This window comes from Geomonas subterranea (assembly GCF_019063845.1).
GTDB lineage: Bacteria > Desulfobacterota > Desulfuromonadia > Geobacterales > Geobacteraceae > Geomonas > Geomonas subterranea.
Genome location: NZ_CP077683.1, coordinates 4623173 through 4648227 on the forward strand (window position 1 = coordinate 4623173; position 25055 = coordinate 4648227).

The 25055-nt window shown below is 62.4% G+C and carries 21 protein-coding genes; all 21 read left to right on the top strand.

The genetic code is table 11. From position 1 onward, the window contains the following. The first annotated feature begins 83 nt into the window (after nucleotides 1–83). A complete protein-coding gene (gene lysS / locus KP001_RS20150) occupies nucleotides 84–1562 on the top strand; it encodes a lysine--tRNA ligase (RefSeq protein WP_217287302.1) in 1479 nt (492 codons plus the stop codon). Next, a complete protein-coding gene (locus tag KP001_RS20155) occupies nucleotides 1562–2812 on the top strand; it encodes a lipoprotein-releasing ABC transporter permease subunit (RefSeq protein WP_217287303.1) in 1251 nt (416 codons plus the stop codon). Before lysS ends, KP001_RS20155 begins: the two co-directional genes overlap by 1 nt. Beyond that, complete coding sequence (locus KP001_RS20160; RefSeq protein WP_217287304.1) at nucleotides 2805–3485, top strand: ABC transporter ATP-binding protein; 681 nt, start codon at nucleotides 2805–2807, stop codon at nucleotides 3483–3485. The genes KP001_RS20155 and KP001_RS20160 overlap by 8 nt, the downstream gene beginning before the upstream one ends. 58 nt (nucleotides 3486–3543) lie before the next feature. Further along, nucleotides 3544–5940 (top strand): outer membrane protein assembly factor BamA, encoded by a 2397-nt coding sequence (gene bamA, locus KP001_RS20165; RefSeq protein ID WP_217287305.1) that lies wholly within the window; start codon nucleotides 3544–3546, stop codon nucleotides 5938–5940. Between the two features lie 26 nt (nucleotides 5941–5966). Continuing rightward, nucleotides 5967–6479, top strand: coding sequence for an OmpH/Skp family outer membrane protein (locus KP001_RS20170; RefSeq protein ID WP_217287306.1), 513 nt, complete (start codon nucleotides 5967–5969; stop codon nucleotides 6477–6479). Between the two features lie 182 nt (nucleotides 6480–6661). Beyond that, nucleotides 6662–7702, top strand: coding sequence for a UDP-3-O-(3-hydroxymyristoyl)glucosamine N-acyltransferase (gene lpxD, locus KP001_RS20175; RefSeq protein WP_217287307.1), 1041 nt, complete (start codon nucleotides 6662–6664; stop codon nucleotides 7700–7702). 206 nt (nucleotides 7703–7908) lie between these two features. Then, nucleotides 7909–8343, top strand: a complete 435-nt coding sequence (gene fabZ / locus KP001_RS20180) for a 3-hydroxyacyl-ACP dehydratase FabZ (protein WP_217287308.1) — start codon at nucleotides 7909–7911, stop codon at nucleotides 8341–8343. 127 nt (nucleotides 8344–8470) lie between these two features. Next, complete coding sequence (gene lpxA, locus KP001_RS20185; RefSeq protein WP_217289666.1) at nucleotides 8471–9247, top strand: acyl-ACP--UDP-N-acetylglucosamine O-acyltransferase; 777 nt, start codon at nucleotides 8471–8473, stop codon at nucleotides 9245–9247. A gap of 107 nt (nucleotides 9248–9354) precedes the next feature. Next, nucleotides 9355–10473, top strand: coding sequence for a lipid-A-disaccharide synthase (gene lpxB, locus KP001_RS20190; RefSeq protein WP_217289667.1), 1119 nt, complete (start codon nucleotides 9355–9357; stop codon nucleotides 10471–10473). After that, on the top strand, nucleotides 10470–12215 hold the full coding sequence (msbA, locus tag KP001_RS20195; RefSeq protein ID WP_217287309.1) for a lipid A export permease/ATP-binding protein MsbA: 1746 nt from the start codon (nucleotides 10470–10472) through the stop codon (nucleotides 12213–12215). Before lpxB ends, msbA begins: the two co-directional genes overlap by 4 nt. 221 nt (nucleotides 12216–12436) lie before the next feature. After that, nucleotides 12437–13348 (top strand): lysophospholipid acyltransferase family protein, encoded by a 912-nt coding sequence (locus tag KP001_RS20200; protein ID WP_217287310.1) that lies wholly within the window; start codon nucleotides 12437–12439, stop codon nucleotides 13346–13348. A gap of 412 nt (nucleotides 13349–13760) precedes the next feature. Beyond that, entirely contained in the window at nucleotides 13761–15071 is a 1311-nt protein-coding gene (locus KP001_RS20205) for a 3-deoxy-D-manno-octulosonic acid transferase (RefSeq protein WP_217287311.1), read from the top strand. Between the two features lie 25 nt (nucleotides 15072–15096). Beyond that, a complete protein-coding gene (gene lpxK / locus KP001_RS20210; RefSeq protein ID WP_437178176.1) occupies nucleotides 15097–16137 on the top strand; it encodes a tetraacyldisaccharide 4'-kinase in 1041 nt (346 codons plus the stop codon). A 279-nt stretch (nucleotides 16138–16416) separates the two neighbouring features. Beyond that, complete coding sequence (locus tag KP001_RS20215; RefSeq protein ID WP_367620594.1) at nucleotides 16417–17574, top strand: glycosyltransferase family 9 protein; 1158 nt, start codon at nucleotides 16417–16419, stop codon at nucleotides 17572–17574. Continuing rightward, the gene (locus KP001_RS20220) at nucleotides 17571–19193 is read left to right on the top strand and encodes an AMP-binding protein (RefSeq protein WP_217287313.1); all 1623 of its coding nucleotides are present in this window, start codon (nucleotides 17571–17573) and stop codon (nucleotides 19191–19193) included. The genes KP001_RS20215 and KP001_RS20220 overlap by 4 nt, the downstream gene beginning before the upstream one ends. Before the next feature lies 1 nt (nucleotide 19194). Then, entirely contained in the window at nucleotides 19195–19428 is a 234-nt protein-coding gene (locus tag KP001_RS20225; protein WP_217287314.1) for an acyl carrier protein, read from the top strand. Nucleotides 19429–19435: 7 nt separating this feature from the next. Beyond that, complete coding sequence (locus tag KP001_RS20230; RefSeq protein ID WP_217287315.1) at nucleotides 19436–20887, top strand: MBOAT family O-acyltransferase; 1452 nt, start codon at nucleotides 19436–19438, stop codon at nucleotides 20885–20887. 9 nt (nucleotides 20888–20896) lie between these two features. Next, entirely contained in the window at nucleotides 20897–22081 is a 1185-nt protein-coding gene (locus tag KP001_RS20235; RefSeq protein ID WP_217287316.1) for a hypothetical protein, read from the top strand. An 84-nt stretch (nucleotides 22082–22165) separates the two neighbouring features. Continuing rightward, a complete protein-coding gene (pseB, locus tag KP001_RS20240; protein ID WP_217287317.1) occupies nucleotides 22166–23176 on the top strand; it encodes a UDP-N-acetylglucosamine 4,6-dehydratase (inverting) in 1011 nt (336 codons plus the stop codon). A gap of 10 nt (nucleotides 23177–23186) precedes the next feature. Then, entirely contained in the window at nucleotides 23187–24356 is a 1170-nt protein-coding gene (gene pseC / locus KP001_RS20245) for a UDP-4-amino-4,6-dideoxy-N-acetyl-beta-L-altrosamine transaminase (RefSeq protein WP_217287318.1), read from the top strand. Further along, nucleotides 24353–25048: a pseudaminic acid cytidylyltransferase gene (gene pseF, locus KP001_RS20250; protein WP_217287319.1), complete on the top strand. Its 696-nt coding sequence runs from the start codon at nucleotides 24353–24355 to the stop codon at nucleotides 25046–25048. The genes pseC and pseF overlap by 4 nt, the downstream gene beginning before the upstream one ends. Nucleotides 25049–25055: the final 7 nt, after the last annotated feature.

The window sequence follows — 25055 nt, forward strand, 5'->3', positions numbered from 1 at the left end:
TTCCCTTGACTTGGCTGGCGCAAATAGTTTAGTTTGACGGATTGTTTCACAGCCCAACGCGGTAAAGAAAGGTTGCAGATAACATGGAAGAGTTGAGCGAACTGCTGTTGCAGAGAAGACGCAAGGTAGATGCATTGTGGGAGGCGGGGATCAACCCGTACCCGAACGATTATAAACCTCAGCATACCTCGGCCGACGTGCGCGACGCCTACGGCGACAAGGAAGTGATCGAGGACGACCCGCAGACCTTCGTGGTCGCCGGCCGCATCATCATGCGCCGCTCTTTCGGCAAGGCGGCCTTCGTGCAGGTGCAGGACCGCAAGGGTCGCATGCAGCTTTACCTGAAGAAGGACACCCTGGGCGAGGAGCTCTTCGCCGAGTTCGAAAACTACGATATCGGCGACATCATCGGCGCCACCGGCACCCCGTTCCGCACCAAGACCGGCGAGCTTTCCCTGGCCGTTTCCACCGTCCGCCTGCTTACCAAGTCGCTTCTGCCGCTGCCCGAGAAGTTCCACGGCTTGACCGACGTGGAGACACGTTACCGCCAGCGTTACGTTGACCTGATCGTATCCCCCGAGGTGCGCGAGGTCTTCTACAAGCGCTCCAGGGTCGTGCAGCTGATCCGCGAGTTCATGACCAACAAGGACTTCCTTGAGGTCGAGACCCCGATGATGCACCCGATCCCCGGCGGCGCCACCGCGAAGCCGTTTGTCACCCATCACAACGCCCTGGACATGGAACTGTTCCTGCGCATCGCCCCGGAACTCTACCTGAAGCGCCTGGTGGTGGGCGGTTTCGAGCGCGTCTTCGAGATCAACCGCAACTTCCGTAACGAAGGGATCTCGGTGCGCCACAACCCCGAGTTCACCATGATGGAGTTCTACCAGGCCTACGCGACCTTCGAGGACCTGATGAACTTCACCGAGGAGCTTCTCTGCCACGTGACCCAGGAACTCCTGGGGACCCTGGACTTCACCTACGGCGACGAGGCGATCAGCTTCCAGCGCCCCTGGAAGAGGTTCACCGTGAAGGAAGCGATCCTCGAGTACGGCGACATCGACGCGAAGAGCCTCGAGGACCGCGACCTCGCCTACGCCTATGCCCAGAAGATCGGGCTGGAGCTCCCCGAAGACATCGGTTACGGGAAACTGATCACCGAGATCTTCGAGGAGGTCGCCGAGACCAAGCTGATCCAGCCGACCTTCATCACCAACTACCCGACCGAGGTCTCCCCCCTTTCCAGGAAGAACGACCACGACCCCGATTACGTGGACCGCTTCGAATTCTTCTGCGCCGGCCGCGAGATGGCCAACGCCTTTTCCGAGCTGAACGACCCGCGCGACCAGAAGGAGCGCTTCCTGGCCCAGGTGGCCGCCAAGGACAAGGGCGACGAAGAGGCACACTACATGGACGAGGACTACATCCGCGCCCTGGAGTATGGCCTGCCGCCGACCGCTGGCGAGGGGATCGGCATCGACCGTCTGGTCATGCTCCTCACCGACTCGCCGTCGATCCGCGACGTGATCCTGTTCCCGCAGCTGCGCAAAGAGGGGAAATAATGCCCTTTGAGCTCTTCATAGGGCTGCGCTACCTGAAGGCGAAGCGCAAATCGACCTTCATCTCGCTGATCACCCTCATCTCGGTGGCCGGCGTGGCACTCGGCGTCATGGCGCTGATCATCGTGCTGGCCGTCATGACCGGTTTCGAGGAGGACCTGAAGGAGAAGATCCTTGGGACCAACGCGCACATCGTGGTGTTAAACGGCCTGGGCGCGGTGCAGGACTACCCGCAGGTGATGAAGAAGCTTGAGGGGATGGACGGCGTGGTCGCCGCCACCCCGTTCATCTACAACCAGGTCATGCTCTCCACCGGCAAGAACGTCTCCGGTGTCGTCCTGCGCGGCATCGACGTCGCCACCGACGCGAAGGTGACCAACCTGCACAAGTCCATGGTCGAAGGTGACCTGAAGTCGCTGGAAGCCGAGGTGGGGAAAACGCCGGGGGTGGTGATCGGCAAGGAACTCGCCAAGAACCTGGGGCTGTTTCTGGGTGACACGGTGGACGTGATCTCCCCGATGGGGAACATCACGCCGCTTGGCATGATGCCCAAGCTGAACCGCTTCCGCATCACCGGCATCTTCAACACCGGCATGTTCGAGTACGACTCGACGCTCGCCTACGTCTCCTTGAAGGAGGCGCAGCAGTTCCTGGGGCTGGGCGACGTGGTGACCGGGGTCCAGCTGAAGGTGCGCGACGTCTACAAGGCGGGCGAACTGGCGCGCCGGATCGACCGTGAACTGGGCCCCCCCTACCATGCCCGCGACTGGATGCAGATGAACAAGAACATCCTCTTCGCGCTCAAGACCGAGAAGAGCGTCATGTTCATCATCCTGACCCTGATCGTGCTGGTGGCCGCCTTCGGCATCGCCTCCACGCTGTTCATGGTGGTCATGGAGAAGACGCGCGACATCGCGATACTGAAGTCCATGGGGGCGACCAGCCGCAGCATCATGCGCATCTTCGTCTTCGAGGGGCTCATCATCGGCGTGCTGGGCACCATCCTCGGTGTCCTCGGCGGGCTTCTCGTCGCCCTCAACCTGGAGCCGATCGTCTCGGTGATCCAGAAGCTGACCGGCTTCGAGCTTTTCAGCAAGGACATCTACTATCTGGACCACTTCCCGTCCCAGGTGGTGGCCTCCGACGTGGTGCTGATCAGCGTCACCGCCGTGCTCATCTCCTTCGCCGCGACGCTGTACCCTTCCTGGGCCGCCTCGCGCATGGCCCCCGCCGAGGCGCTGCGCTATGAGTAGCCTGCTCGAGGTAAAGAACCTGTTCAAGTCCTACGGGACCGGCGAGGCCAAGGTCGAGGTGCTGAAGGGGATCGATCTCTCCGTGGCGGCGGGCGACACCATCGCGCTGGTGGGCCCCTCCGGTGCCGGCAAGAGCACGCTTTTGCACGTGATGGGGACCATCGACCGCCCCACCTCCGGGGAGGTCCTCTTCGACGGCGAGAAGATCTTCAACCTGGCGGACCAGCCGCTGGCCGCCTTCCGCAACCGGTCCATCGGCTTCGTGTTCCAGTTCCACCACCTGCTGCCGGAGTTTTCGGCGCTGGAAAACGTGATGATGCCGCTTCTGATCGGCGGGGAGAAGCGCTCCCGCTGCGAGGGACGGGCGCTCAAGCTTTTGCAGGACGTGGGGCTCTCCCACCGCGTGACCCATCGGCCGGGGGAACTCTCCGGCGGCGAGCAGCAGAGGGTGGCCATCGCGCGCGCCCTGGTGCGTGAGCCGAAGCTTTTGCTGGCGGACGAGCCCACCGGCAACCTGGACATGAAGACCAGCGAGGAGGTGCATGCGCTCTTGTACGAGATCCAGCGCAAGACCGGCATCTCACTGGTCATCGTGACCCACAACGAGCACCTGGCCGCCGGCATGGCGCGCACCGTCCGGATGGTCGACGGCAAGGTGGTCGAGGCGGCCTGAACCAAGCCGCCCCTTTTTCATTGATTGATTATTTTCTTTGGCTTTTTCGGGGGACCCTTTGCTGCGTAAATCGTTATCTACCCTGCTTGCCGCTCAGCTGATCTGTTTGACGGTTGCCTCCGCCCAGGCCGAGCAAGCCGCTGCCGGGAAGGCCGCCGATACCGCCTCCGCGGACAAGGGCGCTGCCGACAAGGGTGCCGGCGAACTGGCTGCGGGCGACAAGATCGTGGCGGTGAAGATCGGCGGCAACCACCGCATCGAGACCGCGGCCATCCTCCAGGCGGTCCGCCTCAAGGCCGGCGATGTCGTCACCCCCGACAAGGTCGACGCCGACATCCGCGCCATCTACAAGCTCGGGCACTTTACCGACGTGAAGGCGCAGAGCGAGCCCAAGGACGGCGGCGTAGCCGTCGAGTACGTGGTTACCGAAAAGCCGATCGTGCGCGAGGTGAAGATCGAGGGGGCCAAGGAACTCTCCGCCGACAAGGTCCGCGAGGCGATCGAGATCAAGCCCAACAGCGTCTTCTCCGCCAAGGACCTGCAAAAGAGCGTCAAGAAGGTGAAGAAGCTGTACTCCGACGAGGGGTACTACCTCGCCGAGGTTTCCGGCGACCTGAGCATCCGCTCCGATACCGAGGTTCACGTCATCTTCCGCATCAAGGAAGGGGACAAGGTCCTGATCCAGCAGATCGAGTTCGAGGGGAACCACGCCTTTTCGGACAAGAAGCTGAAGAAGACCATGGAAACCGGCGAGAAGTGGTTCCTTTCCTGGTTGACCGGCGCGGGGACCTACAAGGAAGAGGTGATGAAGAACGACGTCAACCTCCTCACCGAACACTACATGAACAACGGCTACGTCAACGTGAAGATCGGCGAGCCGAAGCTGGAGCTGCTCCCGGACCGCAAGGGGCTCAAGGTGACCATCGGCATCACCGAAGGTGAGCAGTACCGCGTCGGCAAGCTCGGCTTCAAGGGAGAGCTCCTCGAGAGCGAGACCGTGCTGAACGCCAAGCTCAAGGAGAAGGGGGGGCAGCTTTTCAGCCGCGCCGACCTGCGCGCCGACGTCTTCGCCCTGACCGACCTCTACGCCGACAAGGGGTACGCATTCGCCAATGCCTCTCCGCTCACCAAGCTGAACCCGGAGAGCCACACCATCGACATCACCTTCGACATGGAGAAGGGGCAAAAGGTCACCATCGACCGGATCAACATCACCGGCAACGTGAAAAGCCGCGACAAGGTGGTGCGCCGCGAACTGAGGCTCGACGAGGGGGACCTGTACAGCTCCACCGCGCTTAAAAGGAGCAAGCAGAACCTGATGAACACCGGCTTCTTCGAGGAGGCTAACCTGGCCACGGCCAAGGGGAGCGCCGCCGACAAGCTCGACCTCAACGTCGAGGTCAAGGAGAAGCCGACCGGGACCTTCAGCATCGGGGCGGGCTACAGCTCGCTGGACGGGATCATCGGCCAGGGCTCCGTACAGCAGGCGAACTTCCTGGGGCTGGGGCTCAAGATGACGGCGGCCGCATCGCTTGGGAGCAAGTCGCAGACCTACAACCTCGGCCTCACCGACCCCTACTTCATGGACACCAAGTGGACCCTGGGCGCCGACATCTACCGCAACGAGCGGCAGTATCTCGACTACACCCGCAGGGCCACCGGCGGCGACATCAAGGCGGGCTACCCCCTCTCCGACACCGTCAGCACCTTCTGGCTCTACAAGTACGAGGTGAAGGAGATCTTCGACGAGTCGGCCGACCTGTTGAAGAACATCAGCAACGGGACGGTGCTGGCCCCGGAGACCAACTCCACCACCAGCGCCATCGTCGCCAGCATCTCCAGGAACACCACCGATTACCGGCTGGACCCTTCCACGGGTATGCTGAACTCCCTCTCCCTCGAGTTCGCAGGCGTTGGGGGGAGCAACCGGTACATCAAATACCTCACCGAGCACACCCTGTTCCATCCGCTGTTCTACGGCGTGGGCTCGGTGCGCGGCACGGTGGGGTATGTCCAGTCCTACGGCGGCAAAGAGATCCCCATCGACGAGAAGTTCTACCTGGGTGGCATCAGCTCTCTGCGCGGTTATGCCTCCAGGACGGTGAGCCCCTTCAAGACCACGCCCGCCGACAACGACGGCATCACCGGCGCCAACGGCACCACGGACAACCGCGTCTACCTGGGGGGTGCCGTCGAGGCCGTCGCCAACGTGGAATGGTCCTTCCCGCTGTTGAAGGAAGCGGGGGTGAAAGGGGTGCTCTTCTTCGATGCCGGCAACTGCGACAACTCCTTCAGCAAGACCTTCGGCAACGTGCTGACCAGTTACGGCGGCGGTATCCGGTGGTACTCCCCGATCGGCCCGCTGCGGCTCGAGTACGGGGTTCCCCTCAACCCCAGAGAGGGAATCGACAGCAAAAGCGGCAAACTGGAGTTCTCAATCGGCAGCATTTTCTAAAATCCATGTACTGCAAGGAGCAAGTCATGAAACGTTTGATCATCGCAATTTCGCTGGTTCTGGCACTTCCGTTGTCGGTAATGGCTGCCGACTCCAAGGTTGGTTCCGTGGACATCCAGAAGGTGCTCTCGCAGTCCGACGCCGGCAAGGAGGCGAAGGACCAGCTGATGCAGAAGGCTTCCAAGTACGAGGCCGAGAAGGCGGCCAAGGAGGCCGAACTGCTCAAGCTGAAGGGTGAGCTGGAGAGCCAGGGTACCGCGCTTCTCAACGAGACCGCCCGTGGCGCCAAGGATCGTGACTACCAGAAGGGGATGAAGGATTACCAGCGTTTCCTGAAGGACGCCCAGGACGACCTGCAGCTGAAGAACGCCGAGTACACCAACAAGATCCTCGACGAGATCGGCAAGGTGGTCCAGGAGTTCGGCCGCAAGAGCGGCTACACCGCGATCTTCAGCAGGGAGACCATGGTGTACGTCGATCCGGCCGCCGATGTCACCGATGCCGTCCTGAAGGCATTCAACGAGAGCAGAAAGAAATAAGACCCTAACTGCCGTTCCACGTTATACGTTCTACGTTAGGAAGCACGTCTGAAGGTGCGGATAACTCCTTCCTTAACAGCTGCCGGATCATTTCGATAAGCCCCCTTTGCACGAAGGGGGACTTGTCGTTTTTAACGTAGAACTTAGAACTTAGAACGTAGAACGGTTTCAAGGACGTTTCCATGAAAAAGACACTTCGTGAGATTGCAGAGTACCTGGGAGGCACCGTAGCCGGTGACGGCGAAACCCTGATCGGCGGGTTGGCCACGCTGGACGACGCAGGGGGGGGGCAGCTCACCTTCCTCGCCAACCCCAAGTACGCCGGCAAGGTGGCCACCACCAACGCTTCGGCGGTACTGATGGGCATGGGGGGGAACACCCACGGCAAGAACGCCATCTTCCACGCCAACCCCTACCTCGCCTTCGCCAAGCTTTTGACCCTGTTCTACACGGCGCCGCCGCCGCGCCTGGGCGTGCTCCCCGGCTCCTTCGTGGCTCCGGGCGCGCAGATCGGCAAAGACGTCACCATCTATCCCGGCGCCAGCGTGGGCCCCGGCGTCACCGTCGGCGACCGCGTCACCCTTTATCCCGGCGTGGTGCTCTACCCGGGGGCGAGCGTGGGCGACGACGTGACCCTCTATGCCAACGTCAGCATCCGCGAACGCTGCCGCATCGGCAACCGGGTCACCATCCACGACGGCACCGTGGTCGGGTCCGACGGCTTCGGCTACGCGCCCGACGGCAGCGCCTGGTACAAGATCCCGCAAATCGGCATCGTGGTCATAGAGGACGACGTCGAGATCGGTTCCAACGCGGTGATCGACCGGGCGGCGCTGGAAGTCACCCGTATCAAGCGCGGCACCAAGATCGACAACCTGGTCCAGATCGCTCACAACTGCGTGATCGGCGAGGACTGCATGATCGTGTCGCAGGTCGGGATCTCCGGCAGTACCCAGCTTGGCAACCACGTCATTCTCGGCGGCCAGGTCGGGGTCGCCGGCCATCTGAAGATCGGCGACAACGTGATGATCGGCGCCCAGTCCGGTGTGCCGGGGAACGTGGAACCGAACCAGGTCCTCTCGGGGACCCCGGTTATGCCGCACCGCGAGTGGCTGAAGAGCTCCACCCTGGTCCCCAAGCTGCCGGAGTTCAGAAAGACCCTCTCCGCGCTCGAGAAGCGGATAGCCGAACTGGAAGAGAAGCTGGCGCAGAAAGGCGCGTAGCCGCGAAGAACCTCTCCCCCTCCCTTGACGGGAGGGGGCAGGGGGGTGGGTGAAGCCGCTATCGGCATCCGAAGTGGCACCTATCCCCACCCCCTAACCCCCTCCCGCAAGGGGAGGGGGGACTCCCATTGTGGGAGGAGTACTGAAATGCAATTACTTCGGCTCAAGCCTGACCGGCACATGCCGATGCAAGGAGAGAAATCAGCATGCTCGACATAGTCCAGATTATGGAAATCCTGCCCCACCGCTACCCGTTCCTGTTGATCGACAAGGTGCTCGAACTCGAGCCGGGCAAGCGGGTGGTGGCGATCAAGAACGTCACCATGAACGAGCCCTTCTTCCAGGGTCACTTCCCGGGCTTCCCGGTCATGCCGGGGGTCCTGATCATCGAGGCCATGGCCCAGTCCGCCGCCATCCTCGCCTACACCGCCATGGGCGATGACGCGAAGGAGAAGGTGAGCTACTTCATGGCCATCGACAACGCACGTTTCAGAAAGCCGGTGAAGCCGGGCGACACCCTGAGGATCGAGGTGGAGACCCTGTTCAGCAAACGCGGCATCTGGAGCTGCGCCGCCAAGGCCTACGTCGGCGACACCCTGATGACCGAGGCGGAACTGAAGGCAACGCTGGGCGACAAATAAAGAACCCTCCCCCTCCTTGACCGGAGGGGGGCCGGGGGTGGGTGAGGCTGCCATCGGGCAGAGTGTGGCACCTACCCCCACCCCCTAACCCCCTCCCGCAAGGGGAGGGGGAACAATGGAGAGCAAAATGATCCACAGCACCGCAATAATCCACCCCGGCGCCAAGATCGCCGAGGGGGTCGAGATCGGTCCGTACGCCGTGATCGGCGAGAACGTGAGCATCGGCAAGGGGACCAAGATCGGTCCGCACGCGGTCGTCGACGGCTGGACCGAGATCGGCGAGGCGAACACCATCTTCCACATGGCTTCGGTGGGGGCCGTTCCGCAGGATCTCAAGTACCGGGGCGAGAAGACCTGGCTCAGGATCGGCAACGGCAACACCATCCGCGAGTTCGCCAGCCTGCACCTGGGCACCGTCACCGGCGACGGCGAGACCACCGTGGGAGACGGCAACCTCTTCATGGCCTACTCCCACGTGGCGCACGACTGCCACATCGGCAACAACGTGATCATGGCCAACTCCGCGACGCTTGCCGGCCATGTCACCGTCGAGGATTACGCCATCCTGGGGGGGCTCTGCGCCGTGCTCCAGTTCATGCGCATCGGGGCTCACGTCATGGTGGGTGGGATGACCTCCGTCCCGATGGACGTCCCCCCCTACACGATCATCACCGGCGACCGTTCCGAGAGCCGCCTGCGCGGCCTGAACCTGATCGGCCTGAAGCGCCGCGGCTTCTCCGACGAGACCATCTCCAGCCTGAAGAAGGCGTACAAGCTTCTCTCCATGTCCGGGCTGAAGCTTGCAGAGGCGGTCGAGAAGATGAAGAGCGACGTTCCCAGCTGCCCCGAAGTGGACCACTTCATCGAGTTCATCGAGAGCTCGAAGCGTGGCGTCGCCAGGTAGAAAAGCAGGCCACGTCGAGGTTGGGGTTGCGAGAGGCTTCTTCTCTCCCCGGCCTCAACCTTGACCTGTTGTTAGAGGTTCTTTTGCAAGAAAAGAAACAGTCAGTGATGATCGTCGCCGGGGAGGCTTCCGGCGAGATGTACGGCGCGCAGATAGCGACCGCCATTGGCGCGCTCGCCCCCCGGACCCGCTTCTTCGGTATGGGGGGCAACTGCATGCGCGAGGCCGGGGTCGAAACGCTGGTCGACGCCAACGTGATGGCCGTGATGGGGCTGGTCGAGGTGGTGGCGCACCTGCCGACCATCGTCCGCGGCTTCACCACCCTGAAAAGAAAACTCCTCACCGATCCCCCTGATCTGCTGATCCTGATCGATTACCCCGACTTCAACCTGCGGCTGGCCAAGATCGCGAAGAAGGCCGGCATCAAGGTGCTCTACTTCATCTCGCCCCAGGTCTGGGCCTGGAGGAGCCACCGCGTGCACGGTATCGGACGCGTGGTGGACATGATGGCGGTGCTCTTCCCGTTCGAGGTCCCCTTCTACCAGAAGGCAGGGGTCCCGGTCACCTTCGTGGGGCATCCCCTTTTGGACCTGGTCAAGCCGACCATGAAGCGGGACGAGGCGCTCGCCTCGCTCGGGCTCGACCCGCAGCGTCGCTGCGTCGGGCTCTTCCCGGGAAGCCGTCGTTCGGAGATCAAGAAGCTGCTTCCCATCATCCTGGAGTCGGCCCGCATCCTGAAAGAGCGGATGCCGGACCTGCAGTTCGTGCTGCCGCGCGCCACCTCGCTCAAAGACGAGGATCTGGCGCCGTACCTGTCGGGGTGCGGGATGGAGGTGAAGGTGGTCGCCGGGAGAAACCACGACGTCATGAGCGGCTGCGACGCGGTCATCGCCGCCTCGGGTACCGTGGTCATGGAGCTCGCCCTGGTGGGGGTCCCCCACGTGATCATCTACAAGATGTCCACCCTCACCTACGAGGTGGGCAAGAGGGTGATCAACGTGCCGCACATCGGCATCAGCAATATCGTCGCGGAAAAGCGGATGGTCCAGGAACTGATCCAGCACGAGGCGGAGCCGGTTCCGATCGCCGACGAGGTAGACGCCCTTTTGAACCGGCCGGGGTACGCGGCGCAGATGCGCGAGGATTTCGCGGCGATGAGAGTGAAGCTTGGTAACGGCGGGGCCCTGGGTCGTGTGGCCCGACTCGCCTTGGAGATGATTCGATGAGCAGTGCAGTACCCCCGCAGAAAACTAGTGTGTTCAATCGCCTACTTGGCTACAGCCGTCCCTACGGGTGGCGCATCGCGCTGGCCGCGCTCGGCTCGGTCGGCGTCGGCGGCATGGACGGCGCCATGGCCTACCTGGTGGAACCGGTCCTGAGAAGGATCTTCTCGGGCAAGGAGACGGCGATCTTCGTCCTGCTCCCGCTGGGGATCGTCCTTCTCTATGCACTGCGCGGCATATGCCGCTACACCAACGACTACTTCATCAGGAGTGCGGGGCAGCTCGCCGTCCAGGACGTGCGCAACGACCTGTACGCGAAGAACATGAGCTTGAGCATCGGCTACTTCCACCGTCACGAGACCGGAACCCTCATGTCGCGCGTCCTCTCGGACGTCAGCATGATGCAGGAAGGGGTGGGGCAGGTGATCACCGGCCTGTTCCGCGACGGCCTCTCCGCCGTGGCCCTTCTGGGGGTCATCTTTTACCGGGACTGGCAGCTGGCACTCATCTCCTTCGTGGTGATCCCGCTCACCGTGGTTCCCGCGCGGAAGATCGGCAAGAGGATCAAGCGGGTGGCGCGGCAGGGGCAGGAGAAGATGGGGGATCTCGCCAGCATCCTGCAGGAGACCTATTCCGGGATCAAGGTGGTCAAGGCCTTCGGCCTGGAGAACCGCGAGATCGAGCGCTTCCGGGCGCGCAACCGCGACTTCTACCACTTCACCCGCAAGAACATCAAGTACGAGGGGCTCTCCACTCCGATCATGGAGTTCATCACCTCCTTCGGCATCGCGGCGGTGATCTGGGTCGGCGGCAGCAACGTCATGCACGGCACTCGCAGCGCCTCGGAGTTCTTCTCCTTCATCACCGCCATGGTGCTGGTGTTCAACCCGATCAAGCGGCTCTTGACCGCCTTCAACAACCTGCAGCGTTCCATGGGGGCCGCCGAGCGGGTCTTCGAGGTCATGGACGAAAAGCCGGAGATCGTGGACGCACCGAACGCCCGCGATCTGGGCAAGGCGCGCGGCGAGGTGGAGTTCCGCGAGGTCCGCTTCAAGTACGAGGACGACTACGTGCTGCAGGGGGTGAACCTGACCGCGAAAAGGGGCGAGGTGATCGCCCTGGTAGGCCCATCGGGCGGCGGCAAGACCACGCTGGTCTCCCTGATCACCCGCTTCTACGACCCGACCGGCGGGCAGGTCCTCATGGACGGCGTCGATATCCGCGAGCGCACCATGAAGAGCCTTCTGGAGCAGATCGCGCTGGTCGACCAGGAAACCATCCTCTTCAACGACACCATCGCCAACAACATCCGCTACGGCAGGATGACCGCGACCGACGCCGAGGTCGAGGCGGCGGCGCGGGCGGCGTTCGCCCACGACTTCATCCAGGAGCTTCCCGAGGGATACCTGACCAACATCGGCGACCGCGGCGTGCGCCTTTCCGGCGGTCAGCGCCAGAGGCTTTGCATCGCCCGCGCGATACTAAAGGACGCGCCTATCCTGATCCTCGACGAGGCCACCAGCGCGCTCGACACCGAGAGCGAACAGATGGTCCAGCAGGCGCTTAACAACCTGATGAAGAACCGCACCACCTTCGTCATCGCCCACCGGCTCTCCACCATCACCCATGCCGACCGGATCGTGGTGCTGGAGAAGGGGGTGGTGGCCGAGATGGGAAGCCACGATGAACTGCTGCAGGCCGAAGGCATCTACAGCCGCCTGCACGGCATGCAGTTCAGGGCGTGAGACAGGCAAAGCCCCTCACCCGGCCTTCGGCAACCCTCTCCCATAGGGCGAGGGGATGGACGCCTTCTCTCTGAGGGAAGGGGGGTGAGCTTTCTACGCGAGGGAAGAGTGATGTGATCCCTTCTCCCTCCGGGAGAAGGTGCCCCGCAGGGGCGGATGAGGGCGTTGCCACGCAGACCAGGACGGGGACTTTATTGCCCCGTTTTCTTCTGAGGTTTTTTATGTTTAAGCAGCTGCGCTGGTATCTCGAGATGGTGTTCTTCGTGGTGATCTCCTCCACCATTGCGCTGCTCCCCAACAGCGTCGCCCTCTCGGCTGGGAGGTTGCTCGGCAGGACGGCCTTCCTCTTTTTTGGGAGGAGGCGCCGCATCGCCATCGCCAACCTGGAAGCGAGCCTCCCCTTTCTGGAGCGCCAGCCGGGGTGGCGGGGGGGGACGGCCAGGGAGCTGGCCCGTGGGGTTTTCGAGAACCTGGGGTGCTGCATCGTCGAGGTCTGCAAGATCTACCGCGGGAGCGGGCAGGAGCTGATCGACAACGTCGAGTTCCGCGGGGTGGAACACTTCGATGCCGCCTTTGCCAAGGGGAAGGGGCTCATCTTCATCACGGCCCACAGCGGTAATTGGGAGCTCCTGGCGCTCGCCTTCGGGGTGCGCAGGCATGAGCTGTCCGTGGTTGCCAGGCGCCAGGACAATCCGCACCTGAACCGCATGGTCGAGCGGATCCGCAAAAGCTACGGCAACGGGCTCATCTACAAGGACGGGGCGCTCAGGGCCATGTTCTCCGCGCTTAGAAAGCGCGAGGTGGTCGGGCTCCTGATCGACCAGGCGGTGCAGTCGGAGTGGGGCATCCTGGCCAACTTCCTGGGGCGGCCGGCCTGGACCATGCGGATGCCCTCCCTCATCGCGAGAAAGAGCGGGGCTCCGCTGCTCCCCGCCTTCATCCACCGCGAGGGGAACAAAAGCGTCATCACCATTCATCCCGAGTACCAGCTCTCCGCCGCCGAGGACCCGGAGGTCGCCGCCGCCGAGGATGCCAACGGCCTGAACCGCTACATTGAGGAATACGTGGTGCAGCACCCCGGGCAGTGGTACTGGGTGCACAAGCGCTGGAAGAACGCGCCGCCGGCGGCGTAAGTCGAATGGCCCGTCTCCTCCGGTGCCCGCTGTAGGGGCAAATAATCATTTGCCCAGCCGCCGGTGCCCTGATCGCCATCGCTGCAGGAGAGCAGGCGTGCCTAAAGGCGGGCGAATGATTATTCGCCCCTACAGGAGCTGTGTGCTGGTGCTTAAGTGGATTTGCCCAGCCTCCTCCGGTGCCCGCTGTAGGGGCAAATAACATTTGCCCAGCCGCCGGGGCCCTGATCGCCATCGCTTCAGGAGTGAGCAGGCGTGCCCAAAGGCGGGCGAATGATTATTCGCCCCTACAGGTGTGTGCCGGTGCAAAGTGCATTTGCCCAGCCGCCGGTGCCCCGGCCGCCGTCATTGCGGGAGAGGTCGCGCGCACAAGGGGACGCATGACGATCCGCCCCTACGAGGTCTTTGTATCATGATCAACCTTATCTACAACCTTCTCCTGTGGCTCATCCTGCCGCTTTTGGTCCCCTATCACGCCTACCGCTCGCTCTCCCGCGGGCGTCGCACCGCATTCCTGGAACGCTTCGGCCGCATCCCCGCTGAGGAACTCGACCTGATCGGCGGCGGGGGAGGGACCATCCTGGTCCATGCCGTCTCCGTTGGCGAGACCAACGCCGCGCTGCCGCTCTTGAAAGGGATTCGCACCCGCTTCCCCGGAAAGAAAATCGTCATCTCCAACGTCACCGAGACCGGCCGCAGCGTCGCGCAAAAGAGTAAGGCCGCTGACCTCTGCATCTACTTCCCCTTCGACTACCCCTTTGCCGTCCGCTCGGTGCTGGAGAGCCTCCGCCCGGACATGGTCGTCATCATGGAAACCGAGATCTGGCCCAATTTCATCGGTGTGGCCCGCGAGATGGGGATCCCGGTGCTCCTGGCCAACGGCCGCATCTCCGACCGCTCCTTCGGCCGCTATCTGCGCCTGTCCTGGTTCTTCCGTCCGGTGCTTGAGCGCCTCTCCGCGCTCTGCATGCAGACGCCGGTGGACGCCGAACGCATCGCGGCGATCGGGGCTCCCTCCGCGGCGGTGCACGTCGGCGGCAACCTGAAGTACGACATCCCGGTTGTCAAGGCGCCGCCTGAGCAGGTGGCCGGGATCAAGTCGACGTACCGGATCCCGGCGGACTGCTTCGTCTTCGCCGCGGCGAGCACCCACGAGGGGGAGGAAGCACAGGTGCTGTCCGCCTACCGCGAGCTGCTGGCGCACGATCCGCAAAGTTTCCTGATCCTCGCTCCGCGCCACCCTGAGCGCGCTCCGGGGGTCGCGGAGCTGATCAAAAAAGAAGGGTTCCCCTTCCAGTCCCGCTCGACGCTCGATGGTTCCCCCCCGCTTCCCGCGGGTGGCATCATGCTGCTGGATACAGTGGGCGAGCTGGCGGGTCTTTACCGCGCCTCCGACCTCGTCTTCGTCGGGGGAACGCTGGTCGCGACCGGCGGCCACAACCCGCTGGAGCCGGCCGCCTGCCAGGTGCCGGTGCTGTTCGGGCCGCACATGGAGAACTTCCGCGAGATCGCCGCGCTGTTCGTTACGCATTGCGGCGCCGAGGTGCAGCCCGCCGACCTGGCCGCGCTCACGAGCGAGCTGCTGCGCCTTGCCGCCGATCCCGCACTTCGGGCAGAACTCGGCCGCCGCGGCGCCGGCATCCTCCTGGAGAGCGCCGGCGCCACCTCACGCCACCTCGACGTGATGGATTCCCTGCTGGAAGGGAGAGCAAACCGTGGCTGATCTGGAAACCTATTACCGCGACCTCATGGAGGGTAAGCGCAGCGGCCTGGGGGACAAGGCGCTGCTCGGCCTTTTGCGGCTCTCCTCCCGTCCCTACGCGGCGATCCTCCGGCTGAGGGCGCTCGGGTACCGGCTCGGGCTCATCCCGTCGCACCGGCTGCCGCGCCCGGTGATCTCGGTAGGGAACCTGGTCCTCGGCGGCACCGGCAAGACCCCGACGGTGGCCTGGCTCGCGGCGCACCTGATGAACAAGGGCAAGCGGGTCTGCGTGCTGTCCCGCGGCTACGGCGGGAGCGCCGAGGGGGAGATCCGGATAGTCTGCGACGGCGAAAAGCTGCTGCTCACTCCCGGGGAGGCTGGCGACGAGCCGTGCCAGCTGGCCGGGATGCTCCCGGGGCTCATGGTGGTTATCGGCTCCAACCGCTACCGCGCCGGCCTGCATGCCCTGGAAAAACTCGACCCGGACGTCTTCATCCTGGACGACGGCTACCAGCACCTCAAGCTGGAAAGGGACCTGAACCTCCTGCTGCTGGACGCGACCACGCCGTTCGACAACGGGCTGACCCTGCCGGGGGGCTTCCTGCGCGAGGCGCCTGCGGCGGCCGGCCGGGCGGACCTCGTCATCTGCACCCGGAGCCCGGAGGCAAAGGAGAGGACCGCCCCTGTTGCCGGCAAGCCGACCTGCTGGACAAAGCACCGTCTTTCTGGCATGATCCCGCTCGGCGGCGGCCCGGCCGCCGGTTTCGAAGCGGCGCAGGGGCCCCGGGTCATGGCCTTTTCCGGGATAGCCAATCCCGGTGCCTTCTTCGACGGGCTGGAAGCGGTCGGGGTGAGGCCGGTGACGACGCTCTCCTTCCCCGACCACGTGAGCTACGGCGAGCCCGAGCTCGCCGCGATTCTCCGGCTGAAGACCGCTTCACGTTCCACGGTGCTCCTCACCACCCAAAAGGATGCCGTTAAACTGCTCCCCCATGCCGACCAGCTCTCCGGCTGCTTTGCCGTGGTGCTTGAAGTGGAGTTCGAGGACTCGCGGCCGTTAGAAGCCGCCCTGGCGAGGCTGCGCTGACCCTTTTCACCTCCCTCTCCCTGGACAAGGGGGAAAGAACGCCCCCACCTCCCTCTCCCTCAGGAAGAGGGACAAGAGGGAAAGCATTCACCTCCCTCTCCCTTTGGGAGAGGGGCGGGGTGAGGGCGCTGCAACTGGCACGATCTTGCTCCTGCCATCGCCCTCACCCGGCCTCCGGCCACCCTCTCCCAAGGGGAGAGGGATAAAAGGCCCACCTCCATCTCCCAGGGGGGGAGAGGGATAAAAGGTAAAAAAACTTTGCAGCGAGTGAAAACTTAGATGCGCGTACTGATCATCAAACCATCCTCCCTGGGAGACGTGATCCAGGCCCTGCCGGTGCTCGACTACCTGCACCAGGCGGTGCCCGGCATCGAGGTCGACTGGGTGATCGAGGAAAGCCTCCAGGGCGTGCTGGCCGGGCATCCGCAGGTGAGCCAGGTGCACTCCGTCCCTGCGGCCCGGTGGCGCAAACAGCGCTTCTCCGCGAAGACCTGGCGCGGCGTGTCGGCCCTGCGCAAGACCCTGTGTGAACGGGCCTACGACCTGGTTTTCGACCTGCAGGGCGACCTGATCAGCGGGGTGATCTCACGGTACTCCGGTTGCGCGGACCGGCTCGGGTTCGAGCGGGACGCCGTCGTGGAGCCGCTGAACACCTGGTGCAACACCCGCCTGATCCCGGTCCGCCGGCAGGAGTACCACAACACCGACCGCTGCCTGCGCCTGGTGAGCATCCCTTTCGCCAAGGATTTCCGCTCCATGGAGCTTGCCGCCCACCTGGCCAGCTCGCCCGGTGACGAGGCCAACGCCGAGGCGCTGCTCGCCACGCTGGCGGACGGACTGGTTTTTCTGTTCCACCACGGCACGGCGCAGCCGACCGGGGCCTGGAGCGAAAAGGGGTGGACCGAGTTGGGGAGAGAGGTGCTGGACCGCTTCCACGACGCCACCATCCTGCTCCCCTGGGAGAGCGAGACCGAGCGCCAGGCGGCCTTCTCCATCGCCGCCGCCATCGGCCCTGGGTGCCGGGTGCTGGACCGCCTGTCCCTGAAGGGGATGGCCGCTCTTTTGAAGAAGGTGGATCTGGTGGTCGGGGGGATGCCGGGGGGGTGCAGATGGCAGCGGCCCTCGGCACGCCGACGGTGTCGTTCTACCGCGGCACGCTCGCCAGGAGGAGTGCGCCGCGCGGTGACGCCCACGTGGCCCTGCAGTCGCCCATGCACTGCGCGGGCTGCCAGAGGGCGTACTGCGACAAGGACGCCAAGTGCCGCGACAGCATCAAGGTGGAGGCGGTTCTGGCAGGAATCAACCGTCTCCTGCATCCTCACGAAGGGCGTTGAGTCCGGACGCGAGGGAGCGTCTATTGCTGGCCTTTTTGCTGCAGTTCTGCTATTGTTGGCCGCATTTTGCGTGAGCATCTGTAGGGGAGGAGAGTCTCGTTGAACGTCATTAGTAACGAGCAGTACAACATCGGTCATATCTGTACGCGTCAACAGTGCGACTCGGGTTTCGGCGGCAAGACCGCTTTCCGCTGGATCTCCGCGCACCACGAGCGGACCGATTACAGCTTCGACGACCTCGACCGCGAATCGAACAAGTTTGCCAATGCCTTAAAAGGGCTGGGGTTCAACCAGGGCGACATACTGTTCACCTTTCTTCCCAAGGCCCCGGAGCAGTTCTTCAGCTTCCTGGGGGGCTTGAAGCTGCAGGTCATCTGCGGCACGCTCTTCTCGAGTTTCGGTGAGGATGCCATCCTGGACCGCTTGGGCGATGCCGGGGCCAAAGGCGTCGTCACCAAGAAGAGCCTGATGAAGAAGATCCTCCGGGTGCGCGACCAGCTCCCGAAGTTGCAGTACATCATCGTGACCGACCTTGATGAGCATCAATCGGCTGACATCCTGAGTTACTGGCAGCTCGTACGCGAGGCTTCGGGTGATTTCGTCGCGCCGCAGACCGCGGCCGACACCCCCTCGGTGCTGCATTACACCTCCGGCTCGACCGGAAAGCCGAAGGGGGTGCTGCATGTCCACGGCAGCATTCTGCATCAAAGCGGCACGGCAGCCCGGGTACTGACACTTACCGGCAGCGACATCTACTGGTGTACGGCAGATCAGGGGTGGGTGACGGGGACTTCCTACGGCATCATCGGCCCCTGGAGCCTCGGAGTAACGCAGGTACACTACGGCGGCGGCTATGACGCCAAGACCTGGTTCGACTTGCTGGAGCAGGAAGGGGTAACCATCTGGTACTCCGCGCCTACCGCCCTGCGCATGCTGCTGCAGGAGGAGGACGACGTCTTCAGTGGACGCGACCTGTCGCGGCTGCGTCATATCTTCAGCGTCGGCGAACCGCTCAACCCCGAAGTCATCACCTGGGCGGAGCGGGTCCTGGGACGGCCGGTTTACGACACCTGGTTTCAGACCGAAACCGGCGGCATCATGATCAGCAACCGCCCCGGTGTCGCCGTTCGCCCCGGCTCGATGGGTATCCCCGTGGCGGGGATCGAGGCCGCCATTATAGCTGACGATGGTACGGTACTGGGGACCGGCGAACAGGGCAACCTGTGCCTGAAGCCGGGATGGCCGTCGATGTTCGTCACCTATCTCAACAACGCTACCGCTTACGGCCAAAAGTTCCGCTCCGGATTTTATTTCACCGGTGACACTGCTTTGCGTGATGAGGAGGGGTATTACTGGTTCAAAGGGCGCAGTGACGATGTCATCAATACTGCCGGGCATCTCATCAGCCCGTTTGAAGTGGAAAGCGCCCTTCTCGAGATAGAAGAGGTCGCAGAATCCGGAGTCATCGGGGCACCCGACGACCTTCTGTACGAGAAGGTCGTTGCTTTTGTCTGCCTACACTCCCGCTTCGAGTACTCGAAGCAGCTGGAAGTCAAGATAAGGCTGCACGTCAGCAACAAGGCGTCATCCATCGCCACGCCGCAAGAAATCATCATCGTAGAGAGCATCCCCAAAAACAAAAGCGGTAAGATAATGCGCCGCGTCCTGAAGGCCCGCTATCTCGGCGAGGACGAAGGTGATATTTCCACTCTGGAGACATGAAATGGAATTACAAGAGCAATTGAACGAAGTTTTCTGCCAGGTTTTTGACGACGAAGACATCCGCATTACCCCGGCGACGACCGCTGATGACATCGACGGCTGGGATTCCCTGTCCCATGTGAACCTCATAGTCGCAGTCGAAAGCACCTTCGGTATCAGGTTTTCCCAGAAAGAGGTGCTGACCTTCAAGAACGTCGGCGACCTGCTGGCATGCATCGCGAGCAAGGTGCAGTAAGGGTCCCATGGTATTCAATTCTCTGCACTACCTGATTTTTTTGCCTGTCGTCTATCTGATGTTCTACCTGGCTGGCGACCGGGCACGCTGGGGTGTGTTGCTGGCCGCAAGTTTCGCGTTTTACTCGGCGCTGAAAGTCCCTTACCTGCTTGTGGTACTGGTGATGGTGGCTTTGAACACCTATTTTTTTGGCATGTGGCTGGACCGGGCGCAGGGCGCCCGGGCAAAGCGCCTGGTTCTTTACGGCGGCATCCTGACCAACGTCCTTGTGCTGGTCGTGTTGAAGTATCTGCCGTTTCTTTCGGAAAACCTGAGGCAACTCTCCGCTTTCCTGTCGCTGGATTACCAGGTGCCGGCGGTCAAGGCCTTTGTGGCCATCGGCGTTTCCTACTACGTCTTCCAGGCGATTTCCTACCTCTTCGACATCTACCTGGAAATCGAGCAGCCTGAGCGGCACTTCGGGTACTTTCTCCTTTACATGGCCTTTTTCCCCAAGCTCATGCAGGGGCCCATCGAGCGCGCGGGGGACTTGCTGCCGCAGCTCAAGGAGAAATACACCTTCCATTACGACAACGTGCGCTACGGCTTGTTACTTTTTGCGTGGGGGCTTTTCAAGAAGGTGGTCATCGCCGACCGGTTCGGCATCTACGCCGACTCGGTGTACAATGACGTCCACGCCTACCACGGGGTGCAACTGTTACTCGGCACCTACGCCTACGCCTTCCAGATCTACATGGATTTTTCAGGCTACACGGACATGGCGCTGGGATCTGCCCGGCTCTTCAACATAAGCCTCACGCAGAACTTCAACAGCCCCTACCTCGCCACGTCGGTCGCCGACTTCTGGCGCAGGTGGCATATCAGTTTCTCGCGCTGGATACTGGACTACATATTCAAGCCGCTTCAGATGCAGTGGCGCAACTGGAAAAACTGGGGCACGGCCTTAGCCCTGGTCGTTGCTTTCATCGTTTCCGGGATATGGCATGGCGCCAGCTGGGGGTTTGTCATCTGGGGCGGGCTGCATGGACTGTATATGGCCTGTTCCGTCTTTTACAAGCCGTATCAGAAAAAGCTGTACAAGGCGCTGGGGGTCCAGAAGAGCCCGTACCTCAAGGTCTGGCAAGCCCTGGTTACCTTTCACCTTGTCTGCTTCGCGTGGATCTTTTTCAGAGCGAACAGCCTGGGGGATGCCTTGTACATCTGCAAGGCCGCGTTCACGGGTCCCCTGCCGGCCTTTCGTGCGTTGCTGGTCCCTGCCTTTGACAGGGCAAATGCCTACCTTCTCCTCGCTGCAGTCGTCGTGTACTGGGTGGGGGTGCGCTATTCCACAGAGGAAAAGGTGGTATCTCTGTGGAACCGGTCTTCGGCTCTCAGGTGGTGTTGCTACAATGCTTTGATACTCGGGCTCATCTTCATGCGCGTCCGGGTCGATGCAGGTTTCATTTACTTCAACTTCTAAAAGAGAAAAATGGACAAGCTTTTTAAAAAGGTTCTGCTGCTTGCACTGCCGTATGTTCTTTATCTGTCTATCCCCGTCTGGCTGCTGGTAGGTACAAAGGAGCTTGGTGGCAACATCAACCAGATAATAGACAATGCCTCCAAAGGGAACCCGCAGCTGGTCGGCTTTGGCTTCAACGAGTCATGTTACAGATACATGAAGCTCAAGATACTTGCGGCTTTGCCCCGGCGCGATGTCGTTGCTTTGGGTTCTTCGCGCGTGCTGCAGTTCCGCGACAAGATGTTTGCTCCAAACCGGTTTTACAATGCCGGTTATACGATAAAAAGCATCCCGGAGTTCATGACGTTCGTTTCGCTGCTGCCTGAGGACAAGCTGCCCCGTACCCTGATCATCGGTTTGGATCACTGGATGTTCAACGCACGGTACGATCACCTCAATGCCGCCCCTAACAAACAGGAGTGGCTAAAGTACGATGACATGGATGTCACCTCCGTGTTCAAAGCTTCCAAGAAGGTTTACAAGAGAACCTTCAGCGGCGTGGTCTCGCTTGACGACGTCCTGTTTCCGGACAAGGCCATGGCCCGTTCACAGAAAGACGCCGCCCTTGCCTCGGTGCCGAAGTTTGGCTTCAATGCCTGCGTGAACAAGACCGGTTTCAGAAATGATGGCAGCATGTACTATGGCATCCAGATAGAAAAGCTGATGGCAAATGCCTCTGACGCCAACGACTTCAAGTTCAAGGACACGCTGCACAAAGTTGCCAAAGGCCAGGACCGGTTCAAGCAGGGGGGGGAAATCAACGAGGAGGCAGTACGCCAGCTGAGGCTTTTCCTCGCATACTGCCAGAAGAAAAACATCCACGTGGTTGCTTTTCTTCCACCTTTTACCGATACCGTCTGGAACAAGATGGTTGCCTCAGGAAAGTTCCACTACCTGGATGGGCTGAATGCGCGGCTTCAACACGAGCTGGACGGTTACGGCTATGAATTTTACGATTTCAGCACCTTCAGTTCCGCCGGGGCCACGGACCTCGAAGCGATCGACGGATTTCATGGCGGGGAGTCGGTGTATCTCGGTATGCTGATCAGGATGCTCGACAGGGGCTCCAAGCTCAATGAATTCTGCAATGTCAACAAGCTGCGTGAAGACGCAGCGCGGAAGTTCAACAGGTACACGGTTTATCAGAGTTTTTAGCTTTCACCCTGTAAGCGGGACACGGGGCGGTAGCAACAACTTCCATCATACAATAACTTACTAAGAGATAAGCGGGGGACGAACGTGTTAAAAAATCGCAGCATTCTGGTCACCGGTGGCACCGGGTCGTTTGGCAAGAAATTCGTGGAAACCATTCTCACGGCATATCCGGAGATCGAGCGGGTGGTGGTCTATTCCCGCGACGAACTGAAGCAGTTCGAGATGTCGCAGCAGTTTTCCCACGACAAGTACAAGCAGATCCGCTACTTCATCGGCGACGTGCGTGACCGCGAGCGTCTCTCCAAGGCCATGGAAGGGATCGACATCGTCATCCACGCGGCGGCGCTCAAACAGGTTCCGGCCTGCGAGTACAACCCGTTCGAGGCGATCAAGACCAACATCCACGGCGCGCAGAACGTGGTCGAGGCGGCCATCGAGCGCGGCGTGAAGCAGGTCGTCGCCCTTTCCACCGACAAGGCCGCCGCCCCCATCAACCTCTACGGCGCCACCAAGCTCTGCTCCGACAAGCTCTTCGTCGCGGCCAACAACTTCAAGGGGAAGCACGACATCAAGTTCTCCGTGGTGCGCTACGGCAACGTCATGGGTAGCCGCGGCTCGGTCATCCCCTTCTTCATGAACAAGAGGAGCTCCGGCGTCCTCCCCATCACCGACGAGCGCATGACCCGCTTCAACATCACCCTCGAGGACGGCGTCAAGCTCGTGCTCTTCGCGCTCGAGAACATGTGGGGTGGCGAGATCTTCGTCCCCAAGATCCCGAGCTACCGGATCAACGACATCGCCGAGGCGATCGGCCCCAACTGCAAGCGCGAAGTCGTCGGCATCCGCCCGGGGGAGAAGCTGCACGAAGAGATGATCACCATGACCGACGCCATCTCCACCGTCGAGTTCGAGAAGTACTTCGTCATCCTCCCCTCCATCCCGCTTTGGGACGTGGACAAGTTCGCCGCCGCCTTCAACGGCAAGCTCTGCCAGGACGGCTTCTGCTACAACTCCGGCACCAACAGCGAGTGGCTGAACGTCGAGGAGCTGCGCGAGCTGATCAAGGAACACGTCGATCCGAACTTCACCTACTAGGAGGCAGGGCGTGAAACAGGCACCGATTCCCTACGGCCGGCAGTCCATCTCCGAGGCCGACATCCAGGCGGTTGTCGACGTTCTTCGTTCCGACTGGCTGACGCAAGGGCCGTCCATCGAGCGCTTCGAGCAGGCCGTCGCTGAGTACTGCGGCGCGAAGTACGCCGTCGCGGTGAACAGCGCCACCTCGGCGCTGCACATCGCCTGCCTCGCCGCGGAGCTGGGGGAGGGGGACACCCTCTGGACCTCCCCCAACACCTTCGTCGCCTCGGCCAACTGCGGCCTGTACTGCGGCGCCGGTGTCGACTTCGTGGACATCGACCCGCGCACCTACAACCTGTCGGCGGCCGAGCTGGAAAAGAAGCTGGTCCAGGCCAAGGCGGAGGGGAAACTCCCCAAGGTGGTGATCCCGGTGCACTTCTCCGGGCAGCCCTGCGAGATGGAAAAGATCGCCGCGCTCTCCCGCGAGTACGGCTTCTCCGTCATCGAGGACGCCTCCCACGCCATCGGCGGCAGGTATAAGGGGGAGGCGATCGGCGGCTGCCGCTTCTCCGACATGACCGTGTTCAGCTTCCACCCGGTGAAGATCATCACCACGGCGGAAGGGGGGATGGTGCTCACCAACCGCAAGGAGCTCTACGACCGCCTGATCCGCCTGAGAAGTCACGGCATCACCCGCGACCCCGCCTTCATGCAGTGGGAGAGCGACGGCCCGTGGTACTACCAGCAGATCGAGCTCGGCTTCAACTACCGCATCACCGACCTCCAGGCCGCCCTGGGGCTCTCCCAGATGACCCGCCTGGACGAGTTCGTGGCCGCGAGGCACCGCCTGGCCGCGCGCTACGACGACCTGCTGGCGGAGCTCCCGGTGGTCACCCCGTACCAGCACCCGGACAGCTATTCCGGTCTGCACCTCTACGTGATCCGGCTCAAGCTGGACCAGATCTCGAAGAGCCACCGCGAGGTATTCGAGGCGCTCCGTGCGCAGGGGATCCTGGTCAACCTGCACTACATCCCGGTGCACACCCAGCCCTACTACCGGCGCCTGGGCTTCAAGCCGGGCGACTTCCCCGAATCGGAGCGCTACTACGCCGAGGCCATCAGCCTCCCGATGTTCTCCAGCCTCTCCGACGAGCAGCAGGACCGCGTGGCCGCGGCGCTCAAAGAGGCGCTGTCGTGAACGTAGCCATCATCCCGGCCCGCGGCGGCAGCAAGCGCATCCCCCGCAAGAACATCAAGGAGTTCTGCGGCAAGCCGATGATCGCCTGGTCGATCGAGGCGGCGCTTGAAAGCGGCTGCTTCAGCCGGGTGCTGGTTTCCACCGACGACGCGGGAATCGCCGAGGTGGCCCGCTCCTTCGGGGCGGAGGTCCCCTTCCTGCGTCCCGCGGAGCTTTCCGACGACCACACCGGCACCATCCCCGTGATCCGCCACGCCGTCGAGTTTGTGGCGGGGGAGGGAGAGCGCCCGGAGTATGCCTGCTGCATCTACGCCACCGCTCCGTTCGTGACGCCCGCCGACCTGAAGCGCGGCCTCGACCTGATCAGGGAGGCCGGCTGTTCCTACGCCTTCTCGGTGACCAGTTACCCGTTCCCGATCCAGCGCGCCATCAGGATCGACGGCAACGGCCGCGTCGGGATGTTCGATCCCGCCCAGTTCTCCACCCGCTCGCAGGACCTCGAGGAGGCGTTCCACGACGCCGGGCAGTTCTACTGGGGGCGCTCCGAGGCCTGGATCGCCGAAGAGAGGATCTTTTCCGATAAGGCGGTCCCCGTCCTTTTGCCGCGCCACCAGGTGCAGGACATCGACACCCTGGAGGACTGGCACCGGGCGGAACTGATGTTCAAGGCCTGGCGCGAACAGGCGGCATGACAAACAG